Origin of the sequence: Halopseudomonas sp., from assembly GCF_038130085.1 — a bacterium.
In the GTDB taxonomy this organism is placed as follows: Bacteria; Pseudomonadota; Gammaproteobacteria; order Pseudomonadales; family Pseudomonadaceae; genus Halopseudomonas.
In genome coordinates this window covers 37,542-56,095 of sequence record NZ_JAYPMU010000018.1, presented here as the reverse complement: position 1 = coordinate 56,095, position 18,554 = coordinate 37,542, and the positions used below count along the sequence as shown (strand labels likewise).

14 protein-coding genes are annotated in these 18,554 nt (G+C 60.3%); 5 read left to right on the top strand and 9 right to left on the bottom strand.

The window, feature by feature from the left end:
- Window positions 1-24: 24 nt before the first annotated feature.
- Window positions 25-3,180 (bottom strand): bifunctional proline dehydrogenase/L-glutamate gamma-semialdehyde dehydrogenase PutA, encoded by a 3,156-nt coding sequence (gene putA, locus AAFM31_RS13475; RefSeq protein ID WP_341708446.1) that lies wholly within the window; start codon window positions 3,178-3,180, stop codon window positions 25-27.
- 347 nt (window positions 3,181-3,527) lie between these two features.
- The gene (locus AAFM31_RS13470; protein WP_341708445.1) at window positions 3,528-4,295 is read right to left on the bottom strand and encodes an AraC family transcriptional regulator; all 768 of its coding nucleotides are present in this window, start codon (window positions 4,293-4,295) and stop codon (window positions 3,528-3,530) included.
- A 127-nt stretch (window positions 4,296-4,422) separates the two neighbouring features.
- Here AAFM31_RS13470 and lon point away from each other — a divergent pair, with 127 nt between their 5' ends.
- A complete protein-coding gene (gene lon / locus AAFM31_RS13465; RefSeq protein ID WP_341708444.1) occupies window positions 4,423-6,825 on the top strand; it encodes an endopeptidase La in 2,403 nt (800 codons plus the stop codon).
- A gap of 56 nt (window positions 6,826-6,881) precedes the next feature.
- On the opposite strand, the gene AAFM31_RS13460 is transcribed toward lon, so the two are convergent.
- Entirely contained in the window at window positions 6,882-8,870 is a 1,989-nt protein-coding gene (locus AAFM31_RS13460) for a FimV/HubP family polar landmark protein (protein ID WP_341708443.1), read from the bottom strand.
- A gap of 334 nt (window positions 8,871-9,204) precedes the next feature.
- Between AAFM31_RS13460 and cmoA the strand changes: the two genes are divergently transcribed.
- Window positions 9,205-9,945 (top strand): carboxy-S-adenosyl-L-methionine synthase CmoA, encoded by a 741-nt coding sequence (gene cmoA, locus AAFM31_RS13455; RefSeq protein WP_341708442.1) that lies wholly within the window; start codon window positions 9,205-9,207, stop codon window positions 9,943-9,945.
- The gene (gene cmoB, locus AAFM31_RS13450; RefSeq protein WP_341708441.1) at window positions 9,942-10,910 is read left to right on the top strand and encodes a tRNA 5-methoxyuridine(34)/uridine 5-oxyacetic acid(34) synthase CmoB; all 969 of its coding nucleotides are present in this window, start codon (window positions 9,942-9,944) and stop codon (window positions 10,908-10,910) included. Before cmoA ends, cmoB begins: the two co-directional genes overlap by 4 nt.
- Before the next feature lie 3 nt (window positions 10,911-10,913).
- Here the strand turns inward: cmoB and AAFM31_RS13445 are convergent, their stop codons facing one another.
- From AAFM31_RS13445 to AAFM31_RS13430, 4 genes are read right to left on the bottom strand one after another with little or no spacing between them, the layout of a single operon-like run.
- Entirely contained in the window at window positions 10,914-11,708 is a 795-nt protein-coding gene (locus tag AAFM31_RS13445; protein WP_341708440.1) for a thioesterase family protein, read from the bottom strand.
- A 51-nt stretch (window positions 11,709-11,759) separates the two neighbouring features.
- A complete protein-coding gene (locus AAFM31_RS13440; protein WP_341708439.1) occupies window positions 11,760-12,482 on the bottom strand; it encodes a hypothetical protein in 723 nt (240 codons plus the stop codon).
- The gene (locus AAFM31_RS13435; RefSeq protein WP_341708438.1) at window positions 12,469-13,497 is read right to left on the bottom strand and encodes a TIGR01620 family protein; all 1,029 of its coding nucleotides are present in this window, start codon (window positions 13,495-13,497) and stop codon (window positions 12,469-12,471) included. The genes AAFM31_RS13440 and AAFM31_RS13435 overlap by 14 nt, the downstream gene beginning before the upstream one ends.
- A complete protein-coding gene (locus tag AAFM31_RS13430; RefSeq protein ID WP_341708437.1) occupies window positions 13,494-14,855 on the bottom strand; it encodes a YcjX family protein in 1,362 nt (453 codons plus the stop codon). Before AAFM31_RS13430 ends, AAFM31_RS13435 begins: the two co-directional genes overlap by 4 nt.
- 75 nt (window positions 14,856-14,930) lie before the next feature.
- Between AAFM31_RS13430 and AAFM31_RS13425 the strand changes: the two genes are divergently transcribed.
- On the top strand, window positions 14,931-15,332 hold the full coding sequence (locus AAFM31_RS13425; protein ID WP_341708436.1) for a TM2 domain-containing protein: 402 nt from the start codon (window positions 14,931-14,933) through the stop codon (window positions 15,330-15,332).
- 175 nt (window positions 15,333-15,507) lie between these two features.
- On the opposite strand, the gene AAFM31_RS13420 is transcribed toward AAFM31_RS13425, so the two are convergent.
- Both AAFM31_RS13420 and rnd read right to left on the bottom strand, forming a co-directional pair.
- Complete coding sequence (locus tag AAFM31_RS13420) at window positions 15,508-15,801, bottom strand: YcgL domain-containing protein (protein ID WP_341708435.1); 294 nt, start codon at window positions 15,799-15,801, stop codon at window positions 15,508-15,510.
- Complete coding sequence (gene rnd, locus AAFM31_RS13415) at window positions 15,798-16,919, bottom strand: ribonuclease D (protein WP_341708434.1); 1,122 nt, start codon at window positions 16,917-16,919, stop codon at window positions 15,798-15,800. The genes AAFM31_RS13420 and rnd overlap by 4 nt, the downstream gene beginning before the upstream one ends.
- A gap of 214 nt (window positions 16,920-17,133) precedes the next feature.
- On the opposite strand from rnd, the gene AAFM31_RS13410 reads away from it, so the two are divergent.
- Window positions 17,134-18,549: a methyl-accepting chemotaxis protein gene (locus AAFM31_RS13410; RefSeq protein ID WP_341708433.1), complete on the top strand. Its 1,416-nt coding sequence runs from the start codon at window positions 17,134-17,136 to the stop codon at window positions 18,547-18,549.
- Window positions 18,550-18,554 lie beyond the last annotated feature (5 nt).

The window sequence follows — 18,554 nt, the reverse complement described above, 5'->3', positions numbered from 1 at the left end:
CCTGTTGCTTCTTTACCAGTTACCTTACGGCTCCCCATCGCCCAGCGACAGCAGACTGGCGTTACCACCCACAGCTGTGGTGTTGATTGTCCGCGTGCGCTCAGTGACAAACCGTAGCAGATAATGCGGACCACCCGCCTTGGGGCCGGTACCCGACAAGCCCTGACCACCGAAAGGCTGCACGCCAACGACCGCACCGATCTGGTTACGGTTGATGTACACATTACCAATTCGTACCCGCGCATCAATATGCTCGGCGGTGTCCTCGTTACGCGTATGCACGCCGAGGGTCAGGCCAAAGCCGGTTGCGTTGATCTCGTCAATGATCTTGTCGAGATCACGTGCACGCCAAGTCACCACGTGCAGAATTGGACCAAAATGCTCGTCGGTCAATTCGTTGATGCTGTCCAGGCGGAAGGCAACCGGTGCCACAAAGTGCCCGTTCAGCGCGTCTGGAACCGGCGTCTCAGCGATCAGGCGACCAGCCTGCTTCATCTCACGCACGTGCTTGAGCAGACCGTCGCGAGCATCGGCATCAATCACCGGACCCACATCAGTATCGCGGCGTGCCGGATCACCGACATGCAGCTCGGCCATAGCCCCCTTTAGCAACTCGATTACGCGCTCGGCAATATCCTCCTGCACGAACAGTACCCGCAGCGCCGAACAACGCTGGCCAGCGCTCTGGAAAGCAGAGCTGACTACGTCGTTCACGACCTGCTCAGGCAGCGCGGTGGAATCCACGATCATAGCGTTCTGACCGCCGGTTTCGGCAATCATTGGCGCGATGGCGCCGTTGCGCGCAGCCAGCGCGCGATTGATCACGTGCGCTGTCTGCGTAGATCCAGTAAAGGCCACGCCAGCAATGCGCGGGTCAGACGTGATCACGCTGCCTACCTGCGCTCCATCACCCGGCAGAAGCGCCAGCACGTCACCGGGCAAACCGGCCTCGTGCATCAGTTCAACACAACGTATAGCCACAAGACTGGTCTGTTCAGCCGGCTTGGCAACCACGGTGTTTCCGCAAACCAGCGCAGCACTGACCTGACCCAGGAAGATCGCCAATGGGAAGTTCCACGGACTGATACAGGCGAACACCCCCCGCCCCTGCAGGTACAACTCATTGCTTTCGCCAGTCGGCCCGGGCAGCGTAATGGTGGCGAAGCGCTGACGCGCCTGCATCGCGTAGAAACGGCAGAAGTCGACCGCTTCGCGCACTTCATCGATACCGTCCTGCAGCAGCTTGCCAGCCTCGCGGGTACACAACGCCATCAGCTCGGGCATGTGCTCTTCAAGCTTATCCGCGGTGCGTTCAAGAATCGCCGCGCGCTCATCAACCGGCGTTGCATTCCAGCGTACGAAAGCGTCACTGAGGCCATCAATCGCTGTACGGGTCTGATCTGCCGAAGCCCACACTACCTCGCCAACCTGATGACTCAGCTCGTACGGACACATGACTGCGCGCGACTCACCGTTCAAGCGCTTGCCGTTGACCAGCGGAGCGCCGGTCCAGCGGGCATCCCACCACTTGTCCAGCTCCTCTTTGAGAGGCAACCATTCGCTCAGGATATTCATGTTCACGCCGCGTGAGTTGCGGCGTGACTCGCCGAACAGTGCTGGCGGCAGCGGAATACGCGGATTAGCTAACGGCTCATGGCGCTTGAGCGTGGTAACCGGGTGTGCAGTGAGGCTCTCGACCGGCACTCGCGGATCAACCAGCTTATGCACAAACGACGAGTTGGCCCCGTTCTCCAGCAAACGGCGCACCAGATAGGGCAGCAGATCCTTGTGGGCACCAACCGGCGCGTAAATGCGGACCGGGCACTTGGCTTGCTCGATAACGGTATCGTAGAGCGCATCGCCCATGCCGTGCAGGCGCTGGAATTCAAACTCGCGGCGACCTGCCAACTCCAGAATGCAGGTAACAGTGTGTGCGTTGTGGGTAGCGAACTGCGGGTAGATATGCCCTTCAGTCAGCGGGCTGAGCAGGTAGCGGGCACAAGCCAGATAGGAGACATCAGTCGCCTCCTTACGGGTAAATACCGGGTAGCTGCTAAGACCAGCCTGCTGCGACCACTTGATCTCGGAGTCCCAGTAGGCGCCCTTGACCAGACGGACCGGGATACGGTCGCCCTGCGAGCGGGCAACCAGTGTCAGCCAGCACAGGACTGGCAGTGCACGCTTGGAGTAGGCCTGAACCACGAGGCCGAAGTTGCCCCACCCCTGCACATCCGGGTGGCGGTAAACGCGCTCGAACAGCTTGAGTGACAGCTCAAGGCGGTCCGCTTCTTCGGCGTCGATGGTAATACCAACATCGCCAACACGGGCCTGACGCACCAGAGCAAGAACGCTATCTCCCAGCTCCTTGAGCACCTGCTCCTCACGGGCGGTGTCGTAATGCGGATGCAGCGCAGACAGCTTGATCGAAATAGTTGGCTTCGGACTGCGGCCTTTGTATTTGTCTTCTACCAGCGCGGCAATCGCCTTGCTGTAATCCTGAAAGTACTTTTCGGCATCGGCGCGGGTCAGTGCTGCTTCGCCGAGCATGTCAAAGGAATAGGTGTAGCCATCATCGCGCTGGGGCTTACCGTTCTTCAGCGCTTCAGTAATGGTGCGGCCAAGCACGAACTGACGGCCCATGATTTTCATGGCCTGCATCATTGCCGCACGGATAACTGGCTCGCCGCTGCGCTTCACCAGGCGACCCAGAACGGTACCGGGCGTGCCATCCTGTCGCTGGTCCATGTTGACCACTTTGCCGGTCATCACCAGCCCCCAAGCGGCGGCATTAACCAGGGTGTGCTCACTCTGGCCCAGATGACGATCCCACTGCGCCGCGTTCAGCTTGTCGCGGATCAGTGCGTCAGCGGTGTCGGCATCCGGCACGCGCAGCAGCGCTTCAGCCAGACACATCAGCATGATGCCTTCCTGAGTATCCAGGCTGTATTGCTGCAGCAGCGCATCGATACTGTCGACCGCGTTGTCACGCTTGCGCACGTCCACGATCAACTGACTGGCCTTGCGCGCGATAGCGCTCAGATCCTGCCCCTGCGCCAGCTCAATCAGTTCACGCAGGTAGCCGTCTTCGTCAACGGCGTAGTTGGCACTGACCCTGTGCAGGAATTCACTTGGCTGGCTGCGCAGGAAATCGCCCTGCAGCACCTCGCTGGCTTTAAACATTCTGGCATGCTCCTGGATTGACCGACGCTCAACGGAGCGCTCGGACATATGAGTTCGCCTACTACAACCCTAGACCATCCGGGCACAGAGAACGAATCATCCCGTTTGTTGTGATTGACTCGGCACGATCGCCGACCGGCCCATGGGCAGTCACAGGGGCCGACAGTCGACTGTAGAAGCGCAGAACGCAGGAATCTTGCAGAAAGCTCTGATGTTTTTGTTAAAAACTCGGGACACTGCCGCAGCATTCGGCGGCTTGATTGCCGATAAGACGCGCGCGTCGTTGGCGATCAGAGGGGTGGTAACGTCAAGGCTGGCGGCCACACGGGACCGCGAGAGGGATTAGTTCAGAGGCGCCCGAGACGCAAGCCGCGGGGCGTCTGCCCCCACTGACGACGCACTGCATGGGTCAGCGCACTTTGACTGGAGAACCCGCAGCGACTGGCGACCTCCGCCACCGGGAGGTCGGTCTCCTGCAACAGCCGCGAGGCCTCCCGCAGACGCAATGCAAGTACATACTGATGAGGAGTCACCCCGGTAGACTCGCGAAACAGCGCATGAAAGTGGCTGCTGCTCACGCACACCTGAGCAGCCAGCGCAGCAACGCTGATCGGATGATCCAGGTTGGCTGCAACGTAGGCGTCCAGACGCTGCAATTCCGTGGAGTTCAGCGCACTGCGGCGTGGCGGCTCGACCAGATTATCCGAAACCCGACGCTGCAATGCGGCCAGTAGCACCCCACCCAGATGCCAGTTGAGCCCATCCTGGTCAGGCCGCGGGTCAGCCAGCGCGTGCTGGGCGAAATCCAGCAACCCCTGCATCTGATGATCCAATTGCAGAAAACGTGGTCGCTCAAACAGCCGCGCCATGCTGTCGCCCAGACCGTACTCACCGCCAGCGCCCGGCAGGTCCATTATCAGCATGTGGTTCTGGCCGCGCCCGGAAAAGGCATGCGCCTCGCCCCCCGGCACCACACAAGCGTGCAAACGATTGACCGCTCCGCCTTGCCCCTGAACCTCAAAATCGGCGCAGCCGCTCAAGCCGATCACCAGCTGGTGCTCGGGGTGCGCGTGAATCGCGGTCTGAACGGGCAAATCCAGTATTCGGGTTCGCATCAGGCGGACATCGGGAAAAGGAAAAACGACGCTCATCCTGCCACAAAACGCTACACATTTCTGCTATTGAAATCGTTCTGCGCCGTCGCCACTTCTTCAACATGAGCCGTACACACAAGGTGAACCGATGAACGATCAGGATACCGATTACATTGAGCACGCCGCCGAGGATGCCAACGAAGGGCGCGGCACTGGTCTGGTAGTACCCGAGCAGAACCTGCCAGACAAACTGTACTTACTGCCGATCAACAACCGACCTTTTTTTCCTGCCCAGGTCATGCCTGTGGTGGTCAATGAGAGCCCCTGGCACGAAACCATCGAACGCGTCGCCAACACTCAGCACAAAGCCTTGTCGCTGTTCTACGTTGACGCACCGCTGCCCGCAGACGGCGAGCTCGACCCAGCCCAGTTGCCCACAACCGGCTGCGCAGTACGCATTCACCACGCGGTCCGTGAAGACGGCAAGATCCAGTTCATTGCGCAGGGCCTGACGCGAGTCCGCATTACCCAGTGGCTAAGCCACAAGCCACCCTACCTGGTCGAGGTCGAGTACCCCCGCTCGCCCGCTGATGAGCGTGATGAGGTACGCGCCTATGCGATGGCCCTGATCAATGCGATCAAGGAGCTGTTGCCGCTAAACCCGCTCTACAGCGAGGAACTGAAGAATTACCTCAACCGTTTCAGCCCCAACGACCCGTCGCCGCTTTCAGACTTTGCTGCCGCACTGACATCCGCCAAGGGCGGAGAACTGCAGGAGGTGCTCGACACGGTTGGCGTCCTGCGCCGAATGGAGAAGGTGCTGGTACTGCTGAAGAAAGAGATCGATGTCGCCCGCCTTCAGGGAGAGATCACCGCTGAAGTGAACCGCAATCTGGGCGAGCATCAGCGCAAGTTCTTCCTTAAGGAGCAGCTCAAGATCATCCAGAAAGAGCTGGGCATGTCCAAGGATGACCGTACCGCCGATATCGAACAGTTTCGTCAACGCCTGCAGGGCAAAACCTTGCCCGATGCAGTAGCCCAGCGTATCGACGAGGAGCTGGACAAGCTGTCAGTGCTGGAAACGGGCTCGCCCGAGTACGCGGTAACCCGCAACTACCTGGACTGGGCAACCGCCCTGCCATGGGGTATTACCCATCCCGATCGTATTGACCTGAAACGGGCACGACGCATTCTTGATCGCGATCACGACGGCCTGGAGGATGTCAAAAGCCGGATCCTGGAGTTCCTTGCCGTTGGTGCGTTTCGCGGATCGATCTCTGGCTCAATCATTCTGCTGGTAGGCCCACCCGGCGTGGGCAAGACCAGTATCGGTCGTTCGATCGCAGAAAGCCTGGATCGTCCCTTTTACCGCTTCAGCGTTGGCGGCATGCGCGACGAGGCTGAGATCAAGGGCCATCGACGCACCTATATCGGCGCGATGCCCGGCAAATTTGTGCAGGCATTGAAAGACGTTGGCGTCATGAATCCGGTGATCATGCTGGATGAGATCGACAAACTCGGTGCCAGCCATCAAGGTGACCCAGCCTCTGCGCTCCTGGAAACCCTTGACCCTGAACAGAACAGCCAGTTCCTCGATCACTATCTGGACCTGCGACTGGATCTGTCCAACGTCTTGTTCGTCTGCACCGCCAATACGCTAGACAGCATTCCGGGCCCACTGCTGGACCGCATGGATGTGATTCGGCTGTCCGGGTATATCAGCGAGGAAAAACTGGCGATTGCCAAGCACCACCTCTGGCCGCGGCAGCTGGAACGCGCCGGGCTGCGCAAGAGCCAGCTGCGCATTACTGATAAGGCGTTGCGTGAGGTCATCGAAGGCTACGCCCGCGAGGCTGGCGTACGGAACCTGGACAAGCAGCTCGGAAAACTGGTGCGCAAATCCGTGGTGCAACTGCTGGAAGAGCCGGACACCCGCATCAGCATCAAACCGGCGGATCTGAAGAAGCTGCTCGGCACACCCGCCTTCCGCACCGAAAAGCAGCTCAAGGGTACCGGCATCATCACCGGGCTTGCTTGGACCTCAATGGGCGGAGCAACGTTGCCGGTCGAAGCTACGCGCATCCACACCCTTAACCGCGGTTTCAAGCTCACCGGCCAATTAGGCGACGTGATGAAGGAGTCGGCCGAGATCGCCTACAGCTACCTGTGCGCCAATCTGGCTGCTTACAAAGCGGATCGCAGCTTCTTCGACGAAGCATTCGTGCACCTGCACGTTCCGGAGGGTGCCACGCCGAAGGACGGCCCATCCGCCGGGATTACCATCGCCAGCGCACTGCTGTCGCTGGCCCGACAGAAGGCCCCCCGCAGTGGCCTGGCAATGACAGGAGAGATCACCCTGACCGGACACGTTCTGCCAGTGGGAGGCATACGCGAAAAGGTTATTGCTGCCCGCCGGCAGGCAATCCATGAACTGATTCTGCCTGAGGCCAACCGTGGCGATTACGATGAACTACCCGCCTACCTGCGCGAAGGCATGACGGTTCACTTTGCCAGCCACTTCCGCGACGTAGCCAAACGCCTATTCGACTGAAGGCGTAAACACAAAAAAGGGCGACCACAGGGTCGCCCTTTTTCTTACCGGCGCTTTCAGCGCTTGTTGCCCTCATCATTCAGGGTGCTGAGGTTAGCCTGCGACTCGAAGTCATCCAGATCGTCTAATTCCTCGATTTCCGGAAACTCGTGCAAGCTGCTCTCGAACACCTCGTCGTCGAGCGCAATCGGATCAAGCTTGCTGTTCTTGCGCGCCGGCGTGGGGTTCAACCCCTCGATCAAGTCCCAATCGGGGTCCAGGGTAAAGTCGTTCAGGTTCAGCTGGGAGTCAGCCAAATCGGCGTCCTCCAGCTCGGCGCCGGACTCAAGCACATCTTCCACGGTATCTACCGGGGCTGCTACCTGGTCAAGCTGCGGGAAACGCGCCCGGAGCTGATCAACCCGCAGCATGTCACCACCCAGCGCGCGAATCGCCTCAGCCTGCTCAGCAAAGCCGTCTGAATCGCCCAGCTCGCCCATAACCCGCGCCTGCTTGAAACGCAGCTCCAAACGCTCAGGCTCCTCGGCAATCGCCTTCTCCAGCGCATCGCGAGCTTCGGGGAAACGCCCGTAGGTGATGTACAGCTCGATACCACCAAGGTTGTCCACTACCTCGCTCTCCGAACCAGCCACGGCAGCGGCTCCGGCGACGGCTGCCGGGGCAACAACACGCACCGGGGAGGCCGCTTCGGACGCTGCCGTCGGACGCGCCATTGGCGTCGGACGGGTTGGCGGTACAAAGCGTTCTTCGTCAGGTTGCTTGCGCTTGCGAGACACCAGCCAGCCAACAAAGAAGGCGAGCACCGCGAGCAATACCGGCCACCAGACAAACGAAGACTTCGACTCCTCAGTCGCGGTGGGCACATCCGCGGCAATCGCGCCCGCGACGGGGTCATCACTACCCGTTGGAGATACGGCGTCACCGCCCTCTCCCTCGCCCAACGTACCACCCACGGCGGTGCGCGCAGCAGCGGCTTCCTCGGCCTCGCGGGCGGCATTCAATACTTCCAGCTCAGCCTGCAGGCTGGCTATCTGGCGATCACGACTATCCAGCTCACTTAGCAGCGTATTGAAACGCCCTTCCAACTCGTTGAGGCGTGACGCCAGGACTGCAGATTCGGCTTCCGCCTCGCTGACTGCGTCTTCCTCAATGCGCAAGCGACCTTGCGTACTATCAGTAGTTGCCGCAGCCCCGACGGCATCATCTGCACTGTCTTCGACGGTCTCGGCAATGCGCTGCTCGGATGTTGGTTGCGGTGCAGGAGCAGTTGGTCCAGGAGGTGCCGAGGGTGCCGACTCCCTGACAGGTGCCTGCCCACCGCTTGCTCCCAGCTGCTGTGCCGTCGGCAACACCAGCGTCTGGCCCACCTTGAGACGATTGATATCGCCATCAACAAAGGCTTGCTGGTTGAGCGCGTGAATAGCCGTCATGGTGTCGCCGATGGACACGCTGGCCGCCGGACGACTGCGCTCGGCGATACCCCAAAGAGAATCCCCTGAGACGGTAGTGTAACTTCCGGCATCGGGTTGTGGGGTCAGATTCGGCAGCGGAGCCTGCGGGCGAGGAGCAGTCCGGACTGGCGCTGCGCTGGGCCGCGCTGGGGCGACAACCGGTGCAGCAGCAACCGGCGCAGAGGCGGTAGATGTATACACCGGCGGATCAAGCAGCACAGTGTATTCACGCAGCATCCGGCCATTGGGGCGGCGCAACTCAACCAGGAAATTCAGGTAGGGCTCGCGTACCGGCTGGGTGGAGCGAACCAGTATCGTCAATCGTCGATTCTGCAGAACCGGTGTAAAGCGAAGACTGTCGAGAAAGTAAGGCTTATCAATACCGGCGTTGTCGAAGTCTGTCGTCTGCGCCAGCCTTACGACCACATCATCGGGACCAAGCCCCTCGGCGCCCTGCAGTTCGATCACTGCGTTCAGCGGCTGATTCAGTGCTGACTCCAGCTGGATTTCCCCCAGCCCCAGCGCACCCGCAACACCTGCATACAGCGCTGCCAGTGAAGCAGCACCCAGGACTATTTGGCGTTTCGCAGCCATACCCTTTCCTCGTTTAACTGTGAGCGCCGGTAAAATCCGGGCACTCTGCATCCATTGCTCTTGTAGAAGGCGATTTGGAGTCCAAAGCACCTGTCCTGCACAAGGCCGCAGCAGCGGCATTATGCCATCCGCCAGCGCGGAAACGAATGCCGAACAAAGCCCCATAGTCAAAAAAACGATACAAAACCGCGACCCAAGAGCGCCCAGCCAATAAATCGTCCATGTGACTCAGCGCACACTCTATGGTTCAGTCAAGCAATCAGCAGTCCATCCTGTCAAGGCAGGCGACTTGAGTTAGAATGCGCAACCTCACGATGCCACCCGGGATCCCGCCATGTCCGAGGTAGACAAACTGTTCGCCAGCCCCATCAGCAAAGTCGATGATTTTCGCTTCGACGACGCGGTCGCGCGCGTGTTTCCCGACATGATCAAGCGCTCGGTACCGGGCTATCCAACCATCATCGAAAGCATCGGCGTGATCGCCGGGCAATATGCCCAACCCGACACACTGATCTACGATCTGGGCTGCTCGCTTGGCGCCGCCACCCAGTCCATGCGCCGTCATCTGCCGCTGAACGGCTGCCGGATCATCGCGGTCGATAACGCCGAGGCCATGAGTGAGCGCTGCCGGGAGTACTTGAGCGCGCAGGACGCCATGCTCGAAGAGGCAATCCCGGCCGAAGTAGTGACCGCCGACATCAACACTCTGGCGCTGCAGCCCTGCTCGATGGTGGTTCTGAACTTCACCCTGCAGTTCATTCCGCCGCACCAGCGCCTGGCGCTGTTACAGCGCATCCGCAAAGCACTGCTGCCGGGTGGCGTGCTGGTGCTGTCAGAGAAGCTCAACTTCACTGACAACCAAACCCAGAACTCGCTGGAATCCCTGCACTACGCCTTCAAGCGCGCCAACGGCTACAGCGAGCTGGAAATTGCCCAAAAGCGTACTGCGATTGAGAACGTGATGCGCCCAGACCCGCTGGAAGTGCACCAACAACGCCTGCACGACGCCGGATTCAGCCACAACCACCTGTGGTTCCAGTGCCTCAACTTTTGCTCAATGATTGCCCACACGTGATTGATTACAGCCCCCTGCTCGACACCCTACAGAACTCCCCCTTGGCCAGCTGGCACGCACCGCTGGCAGAAGGGCTGCAGGCACGCTTGGACGAACTGCAACATGGCGACCTGGAGCGCTGGCAGCAAAGCCTGCGTAACCTGCCGCCGCTGGCGGGTGTGCAACACGACTTCAGCCAGAGCGTTACGCTCAATGGCCCGTCAATGGACCCCCAAACCCGGCAGCAATTGCATGACGCACTGCAGGGGCTGCATCCCTGGCGTAAGGGGCCGTTCCATCTGTTCGGAGTACACATCGACACCGAGTGGCGCTCGGACTGGAAGTGGGAACGGGTAGCACCGCATGTCGACCTGCGCGGGCGCCGGGTGCTGGATATTGGCTGCGGCAATGGCTACTACATGTGGCGCATGTGGCACGCCGGCGCCGCGATGGTAATTGGCGTCGACCCGAATCTACTGTTTCTCAACCAATTCGAGGCGGTAAAGCACTACCTGCCAAACGCTCCAGTCTGGCAACTGCCCTTTACCCTCGAAGACCTGCCGGAGCCGACCAACGCCTTCGACACCGTGTTTTCAATGGGCGTGCTCTATCACCGCCGCTCGCCAGTCGACCACCTCCTGCAACTCAAGGCCTGCCTGCGCCCGGGCGGCGAGCTGGTGCTGGAAACACTGGTTGTGGAGGGAGATGAAAACGACTGCCTGCTGCCGGAAGACCGCTACGCGCAGATGCGCAACGTCTGGTTCCTGCCGTCGGTAGCCATGCTGGAGCGCATGCTGCGACGCGCAGGATTTATAGATGTGCGCTGCGTGGATCTGAATCGCACCAGCGTTGAGGAGCAGCGCAGTACCGACTGGATGCGTTTCCAGTCACTGCCGTCGTTCCTAGATCCCAACGACAGCAGCAAGACCATCGAAGGCTACCCGGCGCCGCTACGTGCCACACTGGTCGCGCAGCGGCCAAACTGACCGTCAGCCGAACACCGCAACCGTCTGACGGCTGATGGCGACCAGCTCGCCTGCCTTGTTCCAGACCATCGCGGCGCAGTGACCGTAACCATCGCGGGCATGCTCGATGGTCGCTTTGTAGAGCAACCAGCCATCCTCATCAATGGCAGGCTGTGGCTGCACGAACTCGATGGTCCAGGTCAGCGAACTGGCAGGCGCGCGCTCCTTCAAGTGCGGCAGCACAGCAGGTGGCCAGACATCGACGAGGCCGACCAGATGAACCTCATCGAAGTGCTCAAAGGATTCATCAAAGCGCATCCAGCCGCCCATCTCCCGCTTGCGGCTGTTGGTGCAGGGGTAATCACCAAAGGTCCATCGGGTGTCGAAGTAGCGCAGGAAGTTGGGCATGACGCCCTCGACGTAAGGCGTGCGCTGACATTCGCCAGCAGGCGGAGCGCTCGGTGCAGGCTCAGCGACCACATCGACACTGGACTCACGTCCCGCCCCGAAGCTGCCCTGGATAATGCACATGGTCTGGCCGTTCTGCACTGCGCGACCAAGCATCTGGGTCACCGCGCGGCCTTCGCGCAGAATCTCGGTCTGCACCTGCATCGCCTCACCCGGCTGCACCGGCCCAACAAACGTAATCGCTAGCGAACGAACTGGACGCGCATCGCTGAGACCCGCGCGCATCCCGCGCAGTACCAGCGCGGCGACCAGTCCGCCATAACTAGCCCGCCCCTGGGCCCACTCGGCGGGAATGGTGACGCTGGCGTCGGGTGACTGATCAAAGGCGTTCAGCAATGCGGAGAAGTTCATCAAACGAGATCCTGAGCGTGACAAAGCCCGCTATGGTAGGCCAGCCAGACGTCACTGACCAGCGTCACTCCCCTGCTGCAATCGCAACCCGCAAAGCCAGCCCAGTGCCAGCCATGCTGCAGGAATATCGGGCCAGTCCTCAGGCGCCGCACCTGCAAGATCATATTTGCGCTCCCCCGTACGGGCCATCAGTCGTTCATACCACCAACGAACGTAATAACCACGTCCGGTGGGATGCTGACCGGCGAGTTCCGCACGCAAACGCAGAGGCAACGAGCCAAACAGGCGTTCATCAATCGCGCAATAGATCCGCTGTTCATTTTCAAGATAAGCCGATTCTGCGGCCGCGGGGATATCCAGCATACGAGCCAGCGTAGCCAGCTGGGCGGCGTACTCGCGGTGCGTCTTCAACGGATTTAACTGACTGCGCCAGTCGAGCTGCTGACGTTCCAGCGCTTCCAACAAGGTCAGCGATCCCGCACTGGGCGCATCGAGCAAACTGGCCAGCCAGCGGCGCTGATATGGCCGCAGGCGCCGCAACCAGACCAACAGCTCGGCACTGCTGGAGCCCTCTCGCGGTTGCCAGCGCACAGTTTCACCATCGCTGATCTCCGCCACCCGCGCCATGCGCGCTTCCCAGGTCGTAGGAAGCAGGTGATCACGCACCCGTTCCAGGCGCGCAGACCACTGCGCCTGGTGCTTTGCCAGGGATTCCTGCTGTCGAGCAAGCCAGCGTTCCGCCAGCCAACGACGTCGAGTTTTATAAGCCGCCATCGATACTGCGCCCCAGGCGCTCCTTCATCATTCGAACAATGCCCCGATTGTCCTCGATCAGCTGCTGTTTTTCTGCCAACGGCGCCGCACGACTGAGATCCAGCGTGAAATGCCCAAGCCGAGCGCTGTACAAACCAACACCGACGCCCTGCCCTATGCGCGCGGCGACTTTTTCCAGTAGCCCTGAAAGCAACGAGTCACTCAGCGCACTCATCGCCACCTCGGTGCCACCAGCGAGCGCGATATTGCGCAATACATGACGCGCCAGGCGCCAGCGGCTGAACCGCCCGATCGGCAAGCCATAACAGACCGCCACCCGCTGCATGAGTCGAATGTTGCGCCAGACCACCAGCAGCAGATCGACCGCCACCCAAGGGCTGGAGGCCACCAGCACGCCGGTAGTGACCGACTCCTGGCGAATGATCTGCCGTGCCTGCTGATCGATCGGCTGATAGAACTGCAGATTCAGGCGCCGCGCCACCTCCTCGGCGCTATGCGAACCATCCAGCCCGGCGCAAGCCTGCTGCAAGCTGGTTGCCAGCGGCGTATCGGCATAGACCTGCTGCAACCGATCCAGCCAGTCGACTGCCAGCCGCTTATCGTGTTCGCGCAGTGCTGCCTGCATTTCCGCACGCAACTGCTCCAGTGCACTCAACCGGTGACGCTGCCGACGCAGATCGCGCCAGGCCAGCAGACCGCTGCCAGCCAGCGCAGTACCCAACCCACCGACTAGCGCCCCCCACAACGGCTGCCACTGCCAGGCAGCCCAAGTCCACTGCCCCCACTGCAACGCAGCACCACCCAACGCCGTCATCAGCGCCAGCGCCGCCAGGCGGCCCGGCCAGCGGCTGGCCGGGGGCGCATTCAGGGTGGAAGGCAACGTGGGCTGGGTGGCGTCGACGAAGGCATCAGGTACTGCATCTGAACTGCCCAGCACTTCAGTAGTGCGACTCGGCTGGGCATCCAGCGCGTCCTGCCAGCTGTCGAGAATCCGGGTTTTCTTGTCACTGCTCACAGATGCGCCCCCTCAAGCAACCAGGCAACCAAGTCATCCATGCGGTAATGGGGAAATGGCTCGCTGCGGTGCAAGCCCGGCGGCGGCCGCAGTGGCAACAGCTCCGGACTGCTCAATTGCAGCGACTGCGGCAGGTGCTCCGGAATACTGCCGGGGCGATAGCGTACCCAACCATCCTGCCCTTCCAGCCCGGCAACCAGGTTCTCGCCGTCTTGGCGGGTAGCCCGGATGGCAGACAGCGGCAAACCTCGCACCTCAACACCGCCATGACGTACCTCAGCGAGTCGGTCGAGCATTAAGTCCTCCAGACACTGCTGCACCGAACGCTGCTGCTCCGGGCTGACCTTATCGACCTTGGTGGCACAGAACGCCAGGCGGCGAATACGGGGGCGAAAGCGCAGCAGACGCGCCAGCAATCCGCTACGACCGTAATCAAAGCTCGACAGCACCGCTTCCATCGCGTCACGCAGATCCACCAGCGCATGCTCGCCCGCGTCCATCGGGCCGAGCATATCGACCAGCAGCACCTGCTGATCCAGATGGCGGAAGTGCTCGTCATAGAAGCCGCGCACCAGATAGTCGCGGTAGTAATTGAACCGCGCCGCACAAGCGCCGTACCAGCTGTCCGCCGTCTCGCTGCTGTGGCGATTGGCGCGCAGCAAGGGAATAAACCGCAACATCTCCGGCGCTACCCCACTGCCCGGCTGCAGGAAACGGGCGGGCTGATTGCGCGACAGGCCGGCCTCGCGTCGGCAGCGCTGCAGAAACCCGGACCATGCTTCTTTCAATTCGGCGAGCCTCGCCGCGTCGACCGGTGCGGCGGGGTCGATTGCCAGCAACTGCTCACGCAGCGGGCCGGCAAGCGTACGTCGAGGTTCCTGCTCCAGCCATCCCGCCATTTGCTCACACCACTGGCCATAGTCCAACTGTAGCAATGGCAAATCCAATAGCCACTCGCCGGGATAGTCGAGGATATCGATACGCACCTGCCTGACCGGTTGCACCTTGCGTAGCAGACCTTGTGGCCGAAAACGCAGATCAATCACCACCCGAGACAGGTCAGCCGTAGAGTCCGGCCAGCGCGCAGGATTGGCAGACAGCGCTGCCAGAGACTCAAGATACGGAAACGGTTGTTCGACACCTTCACGCTGCCAACGCACAGATTCCAGCCGATCGAAAGGCGCCCGCCGTGCCAGCAAACCTTTGCTGTGATTCTCAAGCTGATTGATTAGACTGGTGATAAACGTGGTCTTGCCAGCACCACTGAGGCCGGTAACGCCGATTCGCAGGCGCTGCTGCGCCAGCCCTTCTGCGCGCTGTGCCACTTGCTTGAACCAGTTCGCACTTTTATTTTGCACGCTGCAGGCACTCCACAAATCGTTTATGGTCTATGACCAGTATTACACACACACTTTTGGAGAGAGGCACCCCGTATGGCGTATTCGGATACTCACAGCAAGGCAATCGGCTACCTGCTCTGGATATTCGGATTCATGGGAGCGCATCGTTTCTATTACGGAAAACCCTGGACCGGGACCCTGTGGTTTTTCACCCTCGGGCTGTTCTTCATTGGCTGGATCATCGACCTGTTTCTGATCCCCAGCATGGACCGCGAAGCTGATCGCCGGTTCCGCACCGGCCGGGTCAACTTCAATCTGACCTGGATCCTGCTGACCTTCCTTGGCATCTTCGGTGCCCACCGCCTGTACATGGGCAAATGGGTCACCGCGATCATCTACTTCTTTACCGGCGGGCTGTTTCTGGTGGGCGTGCTTTACGACTACTGGACCCTTAACGAACAGATCTCCGTGGAGAATATGCGTCGCGAATGGTAAGCGGCCTGCTCTTAACAAACTGACAGGTTCCGTCCACGCAAGGCAAGCCTGCCCCAGGCAGAGACACATGTGTCATGTATTAAGTCTCCAGCCCACCCGATCTTCCACGTTCGAACCCTGAAAAAAAACCGTCGCAGTAGCGACGGTTTCTAACAACTATTGGTTTCAACCAGCACTAGACCGGATCGTTGCGATTGAGCAGCTCTGGCGGAAGGTGCTGGATGTAATCATCTTCCTGAGGCGGCATCTGCAGGTGAAACCCCTGCTCTTTCAGATTGAGCAGCACTGTTGCGATGTCTTCTTGGGCCAGCTTACGCTCCTCATGCAGCACAAGATCCATCGCATGCTCACCGCGACCGAACAGTTGCATCAGCGCTTCAGGAATTTCACTTAAACCTTTTTCACGAGGCACATACAGGTACATACCCTGCTTCTTGGTGCTACGGAAAATGGAACACAAAACCTTCATTCAACTACCTCCACCGCGCTATTGGCGGCCTTCAGCAATGCCTCACCCATGAGTTCCCGGCGCCAGCCGCTCAACTCATCGGGCAAACGATAGGGTCCATTGGGAAAGCCGGTACGTACCATCGCTTCGAGCACCTTTTTACGCAGCATGATCTCAACCGCAATACCCCGCGCCTCAGCCTCTTGCTGACCAACCTTGCGCAACAGTTTAAGCAGACGATTGGCTGCGGAAGGCAACGGCTCAGGCAAAACCTCTGGGTAATCGGCTGGAGCAACAGCTCGGCCCTGGCGAATCAGTTGCAGGATGGTCTCACCTTCGTGACGCACTGTCCGCGGATGCATATCCTCAATCCGGGACAAGGCCTGCAAGGTGTCCGGCTGACGCTGCGCCAAGGGGCAGAGGGTGCGCTCACGCAGCAACCGGTTACGGGCGACATCGCGCGCTCTGGACTCCCGCTCACGCCAAGCGGCAAGAAGCCGCAAGATCGCCAACTCGGCAGGTTTAAGTCGCCATGCCTGCTTCACCTGCTGGTACGCCTGCTCCGGGTCAATCACCTGACCGGAAGCGGCGACCTGCTCGGCCGTGTCGGAAAACAGCCAGTCGGCAACACCCGCCTCCGCAATACGCGGCGCCAAGATCTGATACAACTCGGCCAGATGCTGGGCGTCGCGCGCGGCATATTCAATCTGAGCCGCACTCAACGGGCGCTGCAACCAGTCGGAGCGCGTCTCATCCTTGGGCAGGTCGATATTCAGCAGCGCGCTGACCAACCGTGAATAGCCCATGGAAAAATCCATTCCGAGGAAAGCCGCGGCCAGCTGAGTATCAAACAGCGGCGCGGGCGCAGCACCACAAAGCCGGGAAAAGACTTCCAGATCCTCGCTGCAGGCGTGCAGCACCTTGACCACGGAAAGATCCTCCAACAGCGCAACAAACGGCGCCCAATCGGTGATCTTCAGGGGGTCAATCAGAGTCGCCCGCTCACCATCACCAATCTGGATCAGGCCGGCGATAGGGTAGAAGGTTTCGGTACGAACAAACTCGGTATCCACTGCCACAAAAGGCAGCTGCCGCCATTGTTCACAGCAACGCGCCAGGTCGGCATCGTTGTCAATCATCACAGGTTGCGTCAGCGCAGGAGTCATGTGCAGTCTTTCCTAAAGTTGCGCGCAGTATAACCGATGCACGCGGACGCTGCCGCAGCCTCTAACCTGCGGGAAAGCTTCAAGTTTGACCGGGATCAACCGATATACCAAAGTGACGGGACATACTGGCGCCCTTCAGCCGTGATGTCGTCTACAGCCAACGGTCTCAACATGCTCTGGAGTATGCATGCAAGCGTTCAAGAACCTGCCACTGAAATACAAGTTCTGGGCAGTCAATGGCGTTGCTTTCGCGGCAACCCTGATGCTCGTCCTCGTTGCCATCTGGGTCGAGCAACGCAGTATCGAACAGACCAGACAGGAGCTAGCCAAAGTGCTGGTCAGCGAGCAACCGGCCGACGGCAAGATTCATGGCCTGAGCTGGGTCAGCGTGCCAAGCACCACTGCAACTCCCGGCCGCTGGCTTGATGCCAGCCAGCTAGGTACGGTCGGACGCGAATACACCGGCGCGTGGGCTGCCGGTGACGGACGTGCGCTCGCGATTGAGCACCAAGGCTTCGTCGACCTGCTGATCGCCCGCGCGCCGCTATATGCAGGCGTTGTCGCAATCCTGATGCTGATGGTGCTGTTCTTCTCCCAACTCCTCATCCTGTTCATTACTCGCCACATCATTACCCTGCGCGACGTCATGCTCGCCGTGGAGAGCACTGGCGATCTGACGCTCCGTGCACCAGCCAGTGCCCGTGATGAAGTCGGCTCGATGGCGCGCGCATTCAACGCGATGCAAGAGTCACAGCAGAAGGTTGTCGGCTCGGTGCGCCAGGCCGCTTTGGAACTTGATCAGCGCTCTCGCGGGCTAGCCGACACCATGATCCGCATGCGCGACGGGATGGTCATCCAGCAGGGTGAAACCGACCAGGTTGCCGCCGCGGTGAACGAAATGAGTGCGACCGTACAGGATATTGCCGGCAGCACGTCGATTTCTCGAGACCAATCCAATCAGGCCAATACCCTAGCGACCCGCGGCCGAAACCAGGTCTACCAGGTGCGCAAGACCATTGCAGGACTCGTTACCAGCATTGACCGCTGCACCGAACACATGCATCAGCTGTCGACTCACAGCCAGGAAATCAGCGGTGTGGTGCGGGTGATTCGCGAGATCGCCGAACAAACTAACCTGCTGGCATTGAACGCCGCTATCGAGGCCGCTCGGGCGGGCGAATCAGGCCGTGGCTTCGCCGTCGTAGCCGACGAAGTACGCGCTCTCGCACAGCGGGTGCAAAACTCGACCGACGACATCCAGCGCATGATTGAAGCGCTGCAGTCAGGAACCGAAGTGGCGGTTGAGGACATGCAGGCCAGCGCGGGCCTGACCCATGACTCCGTCCAGCAAGTTGCCGAAGCGGGAGACTCGCTGCAGGAAATCGCTGACGCGGTCAGCCAGATCAGTGAAGGCAACAGCGAGATTGCTTCTGCGGTGGAACAGCAGAGCCTAGCTGCCGATGCCATCACCCAGAGCGTGGTGGAGATTCGTGACGTTACCGAGCGTACCGTCGAGCAGACCGCACAAAGCGCTGACACCAGCGATCAACTAGCCCGTCTCGCGCATCAATTGACCGAGGCGGTCAGCCGCCTGCGTACCTGAACAAG

Excerpts from the sequence above, each read along its gene's own strand:
- AAFM31_RS13440 (WP_341708439.1), bottom strand. The coding sequence starts at position 12,482 with ATGGCGGCTTATAAAACTCGACGTCGTTGGCTGGCGGAACGCTGGCTT.
- putA (WP_341708446.1), bottom strand. The coding sequence starts at position 3,180 with ATGTTTAAAGCCAGCGAGGTGCTGCAGGGCGATTTCCTGCGCAGCCAG.
- cmoA (WP_341708442.1), top strand. The coding sequence starts at position 9,205 with ATGTCCGAGGTAGACAAACTGTTCGCCAGCCCCATCAGCAAAGTCGAT.
- lon (WP_341708444.1), top strand. The coding sequence starts at position 4,423 with ATGAACGATCAGGATACCGATTACATTGAGCACGCCGCCGAGGATGCC.
- AAFM31_RS13410 (WP_341708433.1), top strand. The coding sequence starts at position 17,134 with ATGCAAGCGTTCAAGAACCTGCCACTGAAATACAAGTTCTGGGCAGTC.
- AAFM31_RS13425 (WP_341708436.1), top strand. The coding sequence starts at position 14,931 with ATGGCGTATTCGGATACTCACAGCAAGGCAATCGGCTACCTGCTCTGG.
- AAFM31_RS13420 (WP_341708435.1), bottom strand. The coding sequence starts at position 15,801 with ATGAAGGTTTTGTGTTCCATTTTCCGTAGCACCAAGAAGCAGGGTATG.
- AAFM31_RS13470 (WP_341708445.1), bottom strand. The coding sequence starts at position 4,295 with ATGCGAACCCGAATACTGGATTTGCCCGTTCAGACCGCGATTCACGCG.
- rnd (WP_341708434.1), bottom strand. The coding sequence starts at position 16,919 with ATGATTGACAACGATGCCGACCTGGCGCGTTGCTGTGAACAATGGCGG.
- AAFM31_RS13445 (WP_341708440.1), bottom strand. The coding sequence starts at position 11,708 with ATGAACTTCTCCGCATTGCTGAACGCCTTTGATCAGTCACCCGACGCC.
- AAFM31_RS13460 (WP_341708443.1), bottom strand. The coding sequence starts at position 8,870 with ATGGCTGCGAAACGCCAAATAGTCCTGGGTGCTGCTTCACTGGCAGCG.